We start from the raw sequence: 14,952 nt of genomic DNA on the forward strand, positions 1-14,952 counted from the left end.
CTTTGCGCCATTCATCCGCCATCGGCGCGCGGCACGCGACCTCCCGCCTCTTCCGCATTCTCGTCACTCGTGCGGCGTAAATGAGCAGTGAGCGCCTTGAGACCGATGCCTTCCGAGTCTATAGAACGATATTCAGAACGCCTCCGCGCCAACTCGCTGATACGCCCATCCAAAAAAATATCCACGATATACCAATCGCCATCAAAACGCCTCAAGGCATAGTCAAGAATAGCAGGCGCTTTCTCCTCACGATAGAGCGCCGTGTTCACGCGCACCCTATCCCGACTATCCCCTAAAAAGAAAGACTTCTTTGTCGTAAACGACTCCCCACTATACGACATGAAATTAGAGGCGTAATTTGTTACCGTGAATTCCGTAAATGCCTCGATAAAGTCAGTCTTATCAGTCTCGCTGGCACTACGCCAAAAATATCCCGCTATCACCGACGCCATCAAAGGAAGGTGAAAATCCCTCTCCACAGCCTTCTTAATGAAACCATAGCGCGCCACAAAATCAGCGCCGCCCGCACCACCCTTCATGCTCTTAATGAGCGTGTTATGCAAATCCTCCACCACAGCCACCGCCGCACGCAACGACTCGTCCTCGACTCCCGTGCTGTCGCCAGCCTCACTCTCAGCCCCACCCAACAGAAAAAAACAGACCCACAGCACACAGGCATGACCAAAAATCTTCCGTAACGACATCACCATCACCCTTTCTTATAAACACACCATATCAAACGCATGCGCAACATGCGTGCTGTGCATTATACAACAAAAAAAGTTACATGTCACCCCTTACATCACATAAGGACAATATGGTATAAGGACATATACTATGTCATGTACTATGTCATGCCGTACATTTTGTAGGGTCTTTTGAGAGTTTGTAGAGGATTTTATGTCAACCCGTGTCGCCTTCGTCCTATGAGCGCATTATATACACGCTCGATCGCGGCCATCGCCACATGGTGTTATCGCTATGGATGGTTTGTTCTTCCTGTGGCGGTGGCAGCAGCGTCATTCACGACATATTTTGCCGCCAAAGAGCTCACCCTGAATACATCCACCAGCGACATGCTGGCAGAACATCTGGACTTTAGACGCCATAGCGAACGTCTTAAGAAAATTTTTCCCTTGACCCGTGATGTTCTCGTCGTCGTTGTCAGTGGAGAGAGTTTTACGACCTCCTATAAGGCATCAAGACTCCTCTATCGCGCCATGCGTGAGCGCGATGACCTCTTCCTCAATGTCTTCAGCGCGCCCCACGAACCCTACTTCATCAATAACAGCCTCCTTTTCCGCGACAAAGACGACATCATCGACTACAGCGACGCCCTCATCGAAGCCCAACCCTTTATCGCCACCCTCAGTCGCGATAACAATATCAAAGGAATTTATCGCGCCATCGAACTCATCGACCTGCACGCGCAAGAGGCATCCTTCGAAGAAAAAGAACGTATCTACGAATTGAAACAGGATATTGCAACCGTCGTGAGAGATGTCCATGACGGCCATAAGCCACCAACCATCAATTGGCGCAAGAGTCTCGGAGATGACTCGATCCACGAGGGAACACGATTCCTTATCATCTCTAGCCCGCAACTGGATTTTTCGTCCCTCACGCCAGCAAAAGACGCCATCGACTTCATCACCCAAGAAGGCATGCGTATCAAAAAAGAAGAGGCGCTGGAATTCGAGATCGGATTCAGCGGGAATGTCGCCCTCGAAGAAGATGAAAAGGCAAGCGTCATACAGGGCGCTTCCGTTGCTGGGCTTCTTGCCTTAGTGCTGGTGGCATTTCTCGTCATACGCGGACTCCATTCATGGCGCGCCGCCTTGTGCGTCATGCTCTCCCTCATGCTGGGATTGCTCTTGACGACAGGCTATGCTGCTGCTGCCATCGGTCACCTCAATCTTATCTCCACCGCCTTTGCCGTTTTGTTTATCGGTATCGGCGTCGATTTTGGTATCCAATTATGCCTCCGCTATCTCGAGACAAGTATCGAAAACCCTAAACACACAGGAGAACAGCGACTCCACGACTCTGTCATATCCCTCGAACGTCCCCTCACCCTCGCCGCCATATCGGCAGCGGGTGGCTTTCTTGCCTTTGTCCCCACTGACTATGTCGGCATGTCAGAGCTGGGCGTCATCGCTGGCGGCGGCCTCGCCATTGCCTATATCGCCAATCTTACGCTCCTCCCCGCCTTGCTCTCCATCTTCTGCAGAAAAGCGTCCTTTATCGCTAAACTCCCGCCAGAGACGACTCCTGAAACACCCATTCATCGTTTCATCGAACATCATCCCGTTGCCCTCACCAGTATAGGCTTCCTTATCATGAGCGTGTCTCTGCTTGTCGTCCCACACTATAAAACGAATTTCGACCCGTTCTACCTCTATGATCCAGAGTCACTCTCGGTGAAAACAACGCTCACCCTCCTCGAAGACAGGGAGTCACAACTCTATGCCGCACAAATCCTCGCCAAAGATGAAAAAGAAGCACAGACAATCAAAGACACCCTCCACGCTCTCCCTGAGGTCAGTGTCGCCCACACAATTTCCGATTTCCTCCCAAACAATATCGCCACGAAAAGACCTATTATCGAAGAAACGGCATTCCTCCTCCTGCCATCCCTCGAACTCATCGCACACAACGACCCCCTCTCGTCAGAACAACGACGCCAAACCATCAAAGACTGGGCCGAATTGGAACGCGCGCCACAAACAGGACATCCGGGCTTACAGCAAGCCCTCGACTCTATCAAAGACCGCCATGCAAGCGTCCTCCTCAGCATAGAGGAAGCGATCTTGCGCGGCTTGCCCACACAATTAGAGCTCTTGCGCGACTCGCTCCAACCCACATTGATAGGGAAGTCCAGCGTCTCCATACAGGCTTTGCCTAAATCTCTGCGCCTCTTCTCCCTCGCTGATGACGGCTTCAATATCGTCACCGTCCTCCCCTCTGCCGATGTCCGCCATAGTCCCGAAGAGCTGACGCGCTTCGTCGACGCCGTGCGCAACGAAATTCCCAGCGCCACAGGCCCCCCCGTCATCACCGTTGAAGGCAAGCGAGAAGTCCTACGCGCCTTTGTCGAGGCTGGCACCCTCGCCATATGCTTCGTCCTTATCTTACTCCTCTTATCGCTACGGGCAGTCGTGGATAGTATCCTCGCCTTTCTCCCTCTCTTTATGGCAGCCACCATGACAGTCGCCATCGCCGTTGCCATTAACCTTCCCCTTAACTTTGCCAATATCATCGCCCTCCCCTTGCTCTTCAGTTTAGGCGTCTCCTATGGCATTTACCTCCTGTCGAGAGAGCGCACGGCTGCCTCCGTCAAAGCCATGATGCTCAGCTCGACACCACGGGCTATCCTTTATAGCGCACTGACAACCGTGGCTGGATTTGGCTCTCTCGCCTTGTCACCCCATCGAGGCACAGCCAGCATGGGCTTGATGCTCCTCATTGCCCTCCTCTCCGTCCTCATCACAAGTCTTATCTTCCTGCCCGCCCTCCTGCAAATTCGCGAAAACTATCGCAAGAGGAAACAGAATAAGCGCGCAACATCAACGCCATAGAATGTCATAACATCAATCACCCTTCTTGACACAAAGGCATAGTTGTCTTAACATCACGTTATGGAAAGATGCCGTAAGGGCATTCCATAGTGAAAAAGAGAAGGAATATCATGACGTTACGCCGCGCCTTGTTCGCAAAAAGAACACCTAAGAAAAAAGCACCCGACCATGTTAAACATGCTCTGCGTTCTTATGCCTTGCGTTGTTACAAACAGCGTGTCGCTTTGTGCGAGGAAAGAATGTCATTTTTCGAACGACGCTTCAATGCCATTGAGAGGGGTGGAGAAAGGGCGGACATGGAGACATTGATGGCAGAGGACAGAGCCATGGATGTAGAGGCCATGCATCGGGATTGGCAACAAACCTTTATGGATATGGCATTTACCATGTATCATCGTGCGGGGCGCGACCTAGAACAAGGCGGGCTCAATACAGAGCAAGCACGCGCCATCCGTCGCCTTCGCCATAAAGTCTATCCCCATCAGAGGAAAGGGAAGAGGCGCGCCAAAGTGGCATAACGCCTTTGTCTGACTCCCTTGTATGATGTATGGCAACGCCACCAGCAAAAAAGACAGAGCAACCTAGCACACGCACCCCTCTTGCGCCTCGTGAGCAACAAAGGAAATCTACAGAGGTGGTTGTGCGAGGACAAGTACAAGAAAAGCCTCTTCCCGTTTCATCGAGTCCTGAGGACTTAAAGCTTTATGACGATATTGTGCCGGGGATGGCGCGGGAAGTATGGGAAGAAACAAAAGAAAATAGCGCACAGAGGAGGCGCATAGAAGAACAAACATTACGTCGAGCCTATTAGCGTGATACCTTGTTGTCTATGGTCGGTCTTGGACTTGCCTTCTATGTTTTTTCTTTAGGGTATGATGGGGCGGGTGCGTTTGTTGCCATAGCGAGTCTGGGGTATGGTCCTTTGCAACGCTTTATTTTGATTTTGTCTGAAAAATAAACACGCTCTTCTTCGTAGAAGGGTCGAATCATGTCTTGTTCCCCAAGAGATTTTACCATCCTTTTATGGCATAATAAGAGGGACGTGACGCAAACCCTATCCTTGAGTCCCATGCATGCTCTTTTGCTCGCCGCTGGCAGAGGCTTACGCTCCCAATGCCGTCAGCACAAAATCCTCTTAGCGTATGATGGCGTTACCCTCCTCGAACGCCACATGCGCATCCTCGCCGCCTACCCCGTCCGCCATGTTGTCATTGTCTGTGGCTTTCAAAAAGAACAAGTCACGGACGCCGTCGACTCCCTTGTGCCACGATTCCCCTCGCTCCATATCCATGTGGCTTATAATGCCGACTATGCTTTGGGAAGCGCCCTCTCCCTTGCCTGTGGCCTCAATGCCATAAACACGTATCTGCAAGAAGGAGAGTCTCTGCTCCTCATGGATGGCGATGTCCTCTATGACGGGCGTCTTATCCAGCGGTTGACAGATTCCCCCCACAAAGGATGTCTCTTGATGGATAGAAACATGGAGGCGGGAGACGAACCTGTGAAAATTGCTCTCTATGAAGGACGCATTGTCGACATGGCAAAACGTCTCACGACATCCCGCTATGATACGCTGGGTGAGTCCGTTGGCTTCTTTAAAGTCGACGATGCCCTCACCCATGCGCTATGGGATAAAACACGCGCCCTTATCGACACAGGCGAACGCCATGCCCCCCATGAAGATGCCATACGCCAGCTTGTCCTCGATAGACGCTACCATCCATGCTTTGGCGTCGAGGATGTCACAGGCACGCCATGGATGGAAATTGACTTCCCCCACGATATTCATAAAGCCCGCCATGACATCCTTCCGCATTTGCAAAATCTGCCGTTTTAGCGTATCGTGTAAAGCATAAAGCTCTATCTCTTGACCTATCACATGTCCCCCATCATGCCTTATGACACAGAATCCAACGACACATACAATCATCGCCCTGTCCCTTCCCTCACTGGAAAAATCTTTTTTGTAACAGGAGGGTCGGGGTTCGTCGGCTCTAACCTCGTGCATATGCTCTGCCACTATGGCGCCCATGTCCTTGTCCTCATGCGTGGAAAGCATGCCATCAACCTCACAGGATTAGAGATACAACCCGTCCATGGCGACCTCCATACTGCCAACTACGAACAAGCGTTACGTGGCGTCGATGGCGTCTTCCATGTCGCCGCCGATTATCGCCTGTGGGCAAAAAATCCCCAAGAAATCTATCATACCAATGTGGAAGGCACAAAAAAATTGATGCGCGCATGCATTGACGCCAACATCAAACGGGTCGTCTATACCAGTAGCGTGGCAACCTTAGGCACCATACCCCAGGGCACCCATGGGAGCGGGCATGGGAACAAAGACGACAGCCGTGAGAGGCTGTGTGCCGACGAAGAGACACCCGTCTCCTTTGACGACATGGTGGGCGATTACAAAAAATCGAAATTTCTTGCAGAAGAAGAAACGCAACAACTCGTGGCAAAAGAAGGGTTACAAGCCATTATCGTCAATCCATCAGCGCCTGTCGGCGGACGCGACCGACGACCAACCGCCACAGGACGCATGATCTTGGAAGCCGCCTCAGGACGCATGCCCGCCTATGTGGAAAGCGGACTCAATATCGTCCATGTCGAAGACGTCGCCATGGGACATATCCTCGCATGGGAAAAAGGCATTGTGGGAAGACGCTACATATTGGGCGGAGAAAATATGAAACTCGGCGCCATCTTTCGCACAGCCGCTAAATTGGGCGGGCATAGAGGACCCTTCGTGCGTCTGCCGCGCCATGTCCTCATGCCCTTTGCCTACATCAACGAGGCACTGGCCTCCTTTCGCCATAAGGGGTATGAACCCCTTCTCACCGTCACAGGGGTTAAATTAGCAAAAAAACATATGTTCTTCTCTAGCCAACGCGCCGTTGACGAGCTGGGATACGCGCCGCGTCCCGCCATCGAAGCCATTCAGACGGCCGTCGCTTGGTTTCGCCGCAACAATTATCTTCCCACATAGCCTTGACATGCCATAGACGCCTATCCTATATTGAGAGGGTGCATTCTTTGGCGGTGTTCTCTTGTCTTCTCTTGTTGTTCATATGAAAAAAAATAAAATCAAAGTCATTCTTGCCCAACCTCGAGGCTTCTGTGCTGGCGTGGAACGCGCCATAGAAATTGTGGAACGCGCCATTGCTCTCTATGGGCCACCCGTCTATGTCCGCCATGAGATCGTCCATAACAAACGAGTCGTGGAAAGCCTCAGAGCGAAAGGCGCCGTCTTCGTGGAGGAACTGGATGAAATCCCTGAGGGAGGCGTCACCATCTTCAGCGCCCATGGCGTTGCCGAAAGGGTGGAGAAGGCTGCACATCAACGCGAATTACCCGTCCTCGATGCAACATGCCCTCTCGTGGCGAAAGTCCATAAGGAAGGACAACGTTATGCCCTCGATGGCTATGATGTCGTCCTCATTGGCCATGAGGGACATCCCGAAGTGGAAGGGACAATGGGACGCGTCCATGGAACCGTCTATCTCGTCTCAACGCCTGAGGACGCCCTCGCCCTCAAAGTGAAAAATCCCAATAAACTCGCCTATATCAGCCAAACGACACTCTCTGTGGATGACACGCGCGACGTCATACGCGCCCTCAAAAAGCGATTCCCCAATATCATAGGACCTGATGTCAAAGATATATGCTACGCCACACAAAACAGGCAATCTGCCGTGCGCGCCATTGTGGACCATATCGACCTCCTCCTCGTTGTAGGTGCCCATAATAGTTCGAATTCCAATCGCCTCAAAGAAATAGGCTCAGAAAGCGGCGTCCAAACCCACCTCATTGAAGATATTCATAGTTTCCAACCCTCATGGCTCGATAACGTTCAAACCATCGGCATTACATCTGGCGCATCAACCCCTGATGAACTCGTCCAAGAACTCATCGAATTGCTCAGCCATCACCATGATATTGAAATATCAACGCTGGAAGGACAAGAGGAAAATGTCGTCTTTAAACTGCCCAGTGAGCTACGCACCGTCAATATGGCCGTTCCTCACTCCGCATAAAACACCCCTCCCCATCACTATTCTCCCGCAAAGAACAGAACATCTCTCACAAAATATCTCTCATGGCAATCCCTCTTCAGCAACAATTCTCTATCGCCCGCTATATCGTGACGCAAAAAATCAAGGGCGTGAAGCGTTATCCCCTTGTCCTCATGCTCGAACCTCTCTTTCGATGTAACCTCGCATGCGCTGGCTGTGGCAAAATTGACTATCCCGATGAAATCCTCCAACAACGTATGAGCGTGCAAGAATGTCTCGAGGCGGTCGATGAATGTGGCGCACCTGTTGTCTCCATCCCGGGCGGTGAGCCTCTCTTGCATAAAGACATCGGCGACATCGTGCGAGGAATCGTTGAGAGGCGCAAATTCGTCTACCTATGCACCAATGCTCTCTTGCTCGAGAAAAAACTCCATCTCTTCGAACCAAGCCCTTACCTCGCCTTCTCTATCCATCTGGATGGCGATAGGGAAATTCACGATGATGCCGTCTGCCAAGATGGTGTCTATGACAGGGTTATTAAAGCCATACAGGCCGCTCAGGAACGTTCATTTCGCGTCAATGTCAATTGCACCCTCTTCGACGGCGTTGATGCCGAACGCACAGCGCGTTTCTTCGATACGATGACCGCCATGGGCATAGACGGCATCACCGTCTCGCCGGGTTACGCCTATGAACGCGCACCAGACCAAGAGCATTTCCTACAGAGGCAAAAGACACGCACGCTCTTCCGTTCTCTCTTCCGCCATGGCGCCCATGGAAGCACTCATGGGAACATTCGCGGGAAAAAACCATGGCCCCTCAGTCATTCAAGCCTCTATCTCGATTTTCTCGCTGGCAATCAAACCTACCATTGCACACCATGGGGAAATCCCACGCGCAACATCTTTGGCTGGCAACGCCCATGCTACCTCTTAGGAGAGGGATATTGCTCGAGCTTCAAAGAACTCATGGAGGAAACCGATTGGACTCTCTACGGAACGGGACAATATGAAAAATGCGCTAACTGCATGGCCCATTGTGGCTATGAGGCCAGTGCCGTTGAAGATAGTTTCGCCCGTCCCTTAAACGCCCTAAAGGTCGCCATGAGGACATGGCCTAAAACGACAGGCCCCATGGCAAAAGACATCGATATCAGCAAACAACGCACAGCGCGCTATGTCTTCGACGGCCATGTGCAGAAAATGCTCGATGACATTCGCTCAGACATAGAACAAGACAGCCGCGCCCCGACGCCATCCCCATCAAAACAAACCGCGTTGAATAACACGCACCAACGCTGACTCCGCACGTTCCATGTGATAGGCAAGGCTTATGAGACTGCCCACTTGCCAAGGACGCCTCAGCAACGCCTTCATCACACCCCCCACATCATAAGAGCCATCAGGCGCAATGACATGGTAGAGAACGGGAGGAATCGCCTTATCCACCCTATCGACAACGGCGCGCACCGCCATAAAGGGAATGCCATGGCGGTGGGCTAGACATGCGCCAATATGACTCTCCATATCCACAACAAGCGCCCCCGTCCTTTCCCCTAAGGCGCGTTTTTCCGCTATCTCTGGCACTAAAATATCGCTCCCAAACACAGAACCACGCCGCGCAAAAGGCACAGAGGCATACCGCGCCCATAAGGCATGCGACCATGCCTTATGGCACATCCACACGCCATCCTTATGGTAGATTTTATCGGCAAAGACGACATCACCCACAGCAACATCGTCTTGCAAACCACCCGCAACGCCAAAACTCATCAAGGCATCGATACCACCATCAATAAGCGTTTGCGCCGCCTTGAGCGCGCCGCTCTTTTCCGCCCCGCTCATCGCCACCGAGAGAGGGACATCACGCCCACAATGCTTATGACGCTTTAGGCATGACGCCTCACGCGCAAAACCAACGATGACACCGATATGGCGAAACGCGTCTTGCGACATCATAATCCTTGTCCAAGCGCCTTCGTGTTGCTCTGTATCATGCGCCGATAGCGCGACAACGCCCAAAGAGGAAAATAGACACTATAGCCACGATAGCGCAAATAAAAGACACGCGGAAATCCCACAGCGGTATAGTCATCTTCCCGCCAACGCCCATCCTCCTCTCGAGGCGCCGCTAAGAGCCATTCAATCCCCCTCTTGACAGCATCGCTAGAGACTTCATGGGCGGCAATCAACGCCATGATAGCCCACGCTGTCTGTGAAGGTGTGCTGGCCACCACCTCATCTCGTCTCGAAGGCCAATAACTCGCCCCACTTTCACCCCACCCGCCATCATCATTCTGGCGGTCACACAACCACTGAACAGCGCGACGAATATAGGGAGACGACATATCCTCAGAAATGGCATGCAAACCCGATAAAACAGACCATGTGCCGTAAATATAGTTCGTCCCCCAACGACCAAACCACGAGCCGTCTTCCTCTTGCTCACGCCGTAAAAAGGCGAGGCATCTAGCGATGACATCGTCTTCCTTCGTATAACCCCTCTGAGCAAGAAAACCTAAACAGCGGGCTGAAACATCAACAGTAGGAGGGTCGCGCAACGCCCCATGGTCAGCAAACGGAATATAGTCGAGATAGGCACTCGTATTATCGGCATCAAAAGCACCCCATCCGCCATTCTTGCTCTGCATGCCAATAATCCATCTCTCTGCGCGTTTCAGGGCTGGCTCATAGCGCGGGTCATGCGCCTTGTCTAACGCTATAGCAACAACAGCCGTATCATCAACATCGGGATAATAGTCATTGCCATATTGGAACGCCCACCCCCCCGGCGCAACGTGAGGACGCCTATCACGCCAATCACCTGCCGCCTCACGCACCTCTTTGGAAAGAAGCCACGCCATGCCACGTTCATGGGACGAAGAGGCAACACCCTCATCCTCGGCCAACGCTAAAAGCGCTAAACTACTATCCCACACAGGAGAGACACACGGCTGGCAAAAACTTTCATCCACATCATCAAACACGAGAAGACGCAACGCCTCAAGAGCCTCCTGGTATCGTTCATCGTCCTTCCCATACCCTAACACATCGAGAAGAATAAGAAAATTCATCATAGCGGGGAAAATACCGCCTAAACCATCGCGACCATTACGCCTCGCCATAGACCATGCGACCGCCTTGTTGATGGCATGACGGCGTAGGAAGGGCGGCGAAAAACGCTCGATGCGTCTCACGATGGCGTCAACATAGACAAATAACGCCCCCTGCCACGTCCCGCGATGATTTTTAATATAGGCAACCTTCTCTCCCTCCTTTTCTACCCTCAATTCTGTCAACGTCACCCCATGGTCGCCTTTGCTTTGTGGCTTCAACGCCATCAAAGCCAAGACCGGCACGAGAACAACCCGCGACCAATAAGACACCTTCCCTAGAGAAAAAGGACACCATGACGGAAGAAGGACTATCTCCACAGGCATCGACGGCACCGCCTCCCAAGGAAGCACCCCATGAAAAGCAAGGGACATGCGCGTGAAAACATTGCATTGGGTGAGTCCTCCCATCGCCCGAATGGCACGGCGCGCATGCGCCATATGCGGCGCATGGATGTCATCACCCATCAACTTCAAAGCAAAATACGCCTTGACACTGGCGCTGAGGTCCATGTCGCCACCATAATAGAGCGCCCACCCCCCATGCCCCTTACGCTCCCCACGCTCTCCATGCTCCTCAGGGGACAGCGAACGCGTACGGCGAATATGGCGCGCAAGACGCCCCTCACGCTCTACATCCTTAATCCCTAAATAACGATTCATCATAATATATTCAGCAGAAATCGTCACATCAGCCTCCAACGGAAAAACCCAATGGCCATCCCTCTGTTGCTTGGCACGTAAGGCGTTTTTCCCACGCTCGATGGCATCGTCAATATGGCGAAAAAATGCTTTCTTATCGCTCACGCTGTCTGACTCCTTGACGAAGAACCAACAGAGGACACAACGCATGACGCGGCGCGAAATCCAGACATGATCGCCCCCTCAATGGTCGCTGGCAGTCCCGTATCCGTCCAATCACCTGCTAAAAACATATTGTGCCATGGGGTCTGGGTTTTGCCTCTCGCATGTTCGTTTTGCGGCGATTGCACAAAGGTTGCTCTCTTCTCACAGAGATAACGATAGGGAGGCATTGTACCGTTTTTCCACCCAAGAGTCAAAGAGACATCACGCCATAATTGGCGCACAAAAGAGTCCCTCTCCGTTCCCCACGAGTCCTGCACCGCACTGATCGTCACCGACAGATGGTCCTTATGGCAAAAAAGCCAATGGCCTCTGCTGCCATGCATCCCCACCATAGAGGGAAAAGGTGGAGGCGTGCGCCCCTTTGGTATCAGGAAATGGACATTGATGATACCTCGATACCCCTCTGGCACAGACAAGGACGGCAAGACAGCGCGCGCCGCAAAGGGAGGAAGCGCCATGATGACACGCTCCTCTCTGCCAACGGGAACAGAAAAATTGAGCCCGCATAATGATGACACAAAGCGCCCTTGAAACCCTAACCCCCGCACACGCATCCCACAACGTATGGACGCCCCATGGCGTAGCAAATACGCATGAGCTGGCGCGATAAAGCTCGCCCCTAAATTCTCACGCGGATAACATGGACGACAATGAGATGCGCCACGAAAAAACGTCTTCACCAAGACATTCCATAACAGGCGCATGCTCGCCTTGGACGACTCCGTATTCAGCACGCTCACAGCAAGAGGGTCTATGAACTTCCTAAAAAAGAGCGCATGGGGGGAAAAGACATCACTGACGACATGATGTCGCCCATAACATCGATGGCGCGCACACGCCCACAAACAAGACAATAACGTGGATGGCGTCATACCCCATTCCCTCTTCACAAACCAGAAGGCTCGACTCTTATCGCCAACGGTCAGACTCTCACAACGCCCCGTGGGGACATCGTAAAAATCAAAACGGCTTTGCTCTTGCACGATGAGCTCGTCTTGCGCACCCACCATGTTCACATAGCCCATGACATGGTCGTTGCCGCTGAGCACCAAATGACTGCCATTATCGATGGTGATGTTGAGGGTGCTATCATGGTAGGAACGACAACGTCCGCCTAAAAAAGGGGACGCTTCATAGAGAAGCACGCGACATCCCTGTGACGCAAGACTCACAGCGGAAGCAAGCCCCGCCAACCCGCCACCAATAATATGCGCTGTGCCAAGGCATGCCATTGTCAACGCCCTAAAAGGTAGGCGCGCGCCATATGCATCGCAAGAGCCACATTCGTTGGCCGCGCCACAGGCTCGAGAGTCGCCCAACCACGCCGACATAACAGCGTCAAAATATCGCCATACACATGGCGCATAAAACGCGCCGGACGCCACATGCGCCTATGGGCGCTCTGCCAGAATAATTTATCACTCAAAGCAAACGCATCGCGCGCATGAGACACAAGCGCACAGGCAATGGACGGAAAATGCTGTGAGGAAAAGAGCTGGGACAGAGCCTCACCCGTCAGCCCATAAGGCGCAAGCATCGTCAAAGGGATATACAACCTGCCACGAGCGCCATCTTCCCTGAGGTCACGCAAGATGTTCGTCAGCTGCAACGCCCTGCCCAGAGCATAGGCATGGCGATAGGCATGCTCAGACGCATCGCCAAAAATATGACTCGAGAGCACACCCACCGCCCCCGCCACCCTATCACAATAGCGCTCTAACATCGCCATATCCTTCATGCGCACAGAAACACCAATATCCATCTCCATCCCGCGAATAATCTCCATAAAGGCGTGACGTGGCATGGCATAGCGGGGAATGCTCCATGCCAAGACATGAAAGAGAGGATGGTCACCCGTCTCCCCGCCATATGTCTTCCCGCCATAGAGAACATCAAGACGCCGTGACCAGTCTCCTAACCGCCTCAGACGTTCCTGTGTCTCCAGCCCTTCATCATCGACACTATCATCCACATCTCGACAAAAGGCATAAAGAGCATACATCGCACGCCTCTTGTCTCGAGGAAGACACCGCATGCCCCAATAAAAAGAAGAGCCTGCCTGCCGAACGTAAGAGTCGACCCATTGCTGTGCCCACGCCTGCTTCTGTGTATCCATAAGACAGAGACATTCCAGCGCCACTTAGGCATGGCGCTCAACGATAAAGAGCGCAACATCTCGCAAAGGCTGCGCCTCTTTGCCAAAACACGCCAAACCATCAATAGACTCGGCAACAAGCGCATGCGCTTTGCGTTGCGCCCCCGCCACGCCTAACGCCTTGACAAACGTCGCCTTTTGCGCATGGTCATCCTTGCCCGCACGCTTCCCCATCACCTCTTCATCGCCCACCGCATCCAAAATATCATCGGCAATTTGAAACGCCAAACCAATACAGCGCCCATAAGACTCTAAAGCCTCCATATCCTTTGTCGATGCGCCACCAAGAAGACCACCACTCGTCGCTGAGAAAAAAAGCAATGCCCCCGTCTTCATTGTCTGAAGCGACTCGATATGAGAACGCGTCACCTCGTCATGGGATTGCGCCACAAGGTCGGCCATCTGCCCGCCTACCATCCCCCTTATGCCCGCATGGCGCGCTAAGCCATGCACCAAACGACAACGCACAGAAGCATCATGGTGAGTCTCCTCAGAACTCAAAAGCTCAAAGGCAAGAGTCAACAAACCATCGCCCACAAGAATCGCCGTCGCCTCGTCATAACGGATATGACAACAAGGACGCCCACGCCGCATATCATCATCATCCATCGCCGGCAAATCATCATGGACTAAAGAATAATGGTGAATCATCTCAACAGCCGACGCCACACGCAAGGCATACGACTCGCGCACAGAAAAAATATGTGAAGACGCCACAACCAAAAAAGGACGCAAGCCCTTGCCACCACCCTCCACAACATAGACCATCGCCTCGTAGAGACGACCCTCCAACCCTCCCACAGAAGGAAGAAGAGACAGGATACAGGAACGCACCTGATGACTCACGCGCAGCAACGACTCTTGCAATGCCCTATCACCCATTATGATGATGGCTCGCTTGTAAAAGACTCTAAACCAACAGCCTTGCCAGACTCCAATCGCACCTTGTCAATGCGCCCCTTGGCATCCGCTAACTGCTTCTGGCAGTGCTTCGATAATTGCATGCCACGCTCATAATACGCCACAGCCTTATCTAACATCACCGTACCTCCCTCTAATGCCTTCACAAGCCTCTCTAACTCACCCAACGCATCCTCAAAACTCATAGACTCAACAGGGGGGGACTCAACAGGGGGGGACTCAACGGGGGGGGACTCAACGGAGGGGGAGTCAACAGGCGAGGAAGCAACGGGCTGATTATTCTGTTCCTGTGCGTCCATC

At 52.6% G+C, this 14,952-nt stretch carries 14 protein-coding genes; 7 read left to right on the forward strand and 7 right to left on the reverse strand.

The genetic code is table 11. The features are described from left to right. Window positions 1-11: 11 nt before the first annotated feature. On the reverse strand, window positions 12-704 hold the full coding sequence (locus tag GDA54_00100; GenBank protein MBC6496717.1) for an ABC transporter substrate-binding protein: 693 nt from the start codon (window positions 702-704) through the stop codon (window positions 12-14). 222 nt (window positions 705-926) lie between these two features. On the opposite strand from GDA54_00100, the gene GDA54_00105 reads away from it, so the two are divergent. From GDA54_00105 to hpnH, 7 genes are all read left to right on the forward strand, one after another. Beyond that, entirely contained in the window at window positions 927-3,578 is a 2,652-nt protein-coding gene (locus GDA54_00105) for an MMPL family transporter (GenBank protein ID MBC6496718.1), read from the forward strand. Between the two features lie 89 nt (window positions 3,579-3,667). Continuing rightward, the gene (locus tag GDA54_00110) at window positions 3,668-4,096 is read left to right on the forward strand and encodes a hypothetical protein (GenBank protein MBC6496719.1); all 429 of its coding nucleotides are present in this window, start codon (window positions 3,668-3,670) and stop codon (window positions 4,094-4,096) included. A 29-nt stretch (window positions 4,097-4,125) separates the two neighbouring features. Then, the gene (locus GDA54_00115; GenBank protein ID MBC6496720.1) at window positions 4,126-4,389 is read left to right on the forward strand and encodes a DUF2335 domain-containing protein; all 264 of its coding nucleotides are present in this window, start codon (window positions 4,126-4,128) and stop codon (window positions 4,387-4,389) included. 258 nt (window positions 4,390-4,647) lie between these two features. Further along, complete coding sequence (locus GDA54_00120) at window positions 4,648-5,415, forward strand: phosphocholine cytidylyltransferase family protein (GenBank protein MBC6496721.1); 768 nt, start codon at window positions 4,648-4,650, stop codon at window positions 5,413-5,415. Window positions 5,416-5,469: 54 nt separating this feature from the next. Beyond that, the gene (locus GDA54_00125; GenBank protein MBC6496722.1) at window positions 5,470-6,570 is read left to right on the forward strand and encodes an NAD-dependent epimerase/dehydratase family protein; all 1,101 of its coding nucleotides are present in this window, start codon (window positions 5,470-5,472) and stop codon (window positions 6,568-6,570) included. A gap of 82 nt (window positions 6,571-6,652) precedes the next feature. After that, window positions 6,653-7,618, forward strand: coding sequence for a 4-hydroxy-3-methylbut-2-enyl diphosphate reductase (gene ispH / locus GDA54_00130; protein MBC6496723.1), 966 nt, complete (start codon window positions 6,653-6,655; stop codon window positions 7,616-7,618). A gap of 62 nt (window positions 7,619-7,680) precedes the next feature. Beyond that, window positions 7,681-8,898 carry an adenosyl-hopene transferase HpnH gene (gene hpnH, locus GDA54_00135; GenBank protein MBC6496724.1) on the forward strand — a complete coding sequence of 406 codons (1,218 nt, stop codon included), beginning with the start codon at window positions 7,681-7,683 and terminating at the stop codon, window positions 8,896-8,898. Here the strand turns inward: hpnH and GDA54_00140 are convergent. Genes GDA54_00140 through GDA54_00165 form a run of 6 tightly spaced genes read right to left on the reverse strand, consistent with a single transcriptional unit; the run spans window position 8,860 to window position 14,951 of the window. Continuing rightward, window positions 8,860-9,555: a squalene--hopene cyclase gene (locus GDA54_00140; GenBank protein MBC6496725.1), complete on the reverse strand. Its 696-nt coding sequence runs from the start codon at window positions 9,553-9,555 to the stop codon at window positions 8,860-8,862. The genes hpnH and GDA54_00140 overlap by 39 nt on opposite strands. Next, a complete protein-coding gene (gene shc / locus GDA54_00145; protein MBC6496726.1) occupies window positions 9,552-11,561 on the reverse strand; it encodes a squalene--hopene cyclase in 2,010 nt (669 codons plus the stop codon). Before shc ends, GDA54_00140 begins: the two co-directional genes overlap by 4 nt. Then, window positions 11,513-12,808, reverse strand: a complete 1,296-nt coding sequence (locus GDA54_00150; GenBank protein ID MBC6496727.1) for an FAD-dependent oxidoreductase — start codon at window positions 12,806-12,808, stop codon at window positions 11,513-11,515. Before GDA54_00150 ends, shc begins: the two co-directional genes overlap by 49 nt. Before the next feature lie 2 nt (window positions 12,809-12,810). Then, complete coding sequence (locus tag GDA54_00155) at window positions 12,811-13,692, reverse strand: squalene/phytoene synthase family protein (protein ID MBC6496728.1); 882 nt, start codon at window positions 13,690-13,692, stop codon at window positions 12,811-12,813. Window positions 13,693-13,716: 24 nt separating this feature from the next. After that, window positions 13,717-14,613: a polyprenyl synthetase family protein gene (locus GDA54_00160; protein MBC6496729.1), complete on the reverse strand. Its 897-nt coding sequence runs from the start codon at window positions 14,611-14,613 to the stop codon at window positions 13,717-13,719. Then, a complete protein-coding gene (locus GDA54_00165) occupies window positions 14,613-14,951 on the reverse strand; it encodes an exodeoxyribonuclease VII small subunit (GenBank protein ID MBC6496730.1) in 339 nt (112 codons plus the stop codon). Before GDA54_00165 ends, GDA54_00160 begins: the two co-directional genes overlap by 1 nt. Window position 14,952 lies beyond the last annotated feature (1 nt).

The sequence above is a fragment of the Alphaproteobacteria bacterium GM7ARS4 genome (assembly GCA_014332745.1).
GTDB lineage: Bacteria > Pseudomonadota > Alphaproteobacteria > GM7ARS4 > GM7ARS4 > GM7ARS4.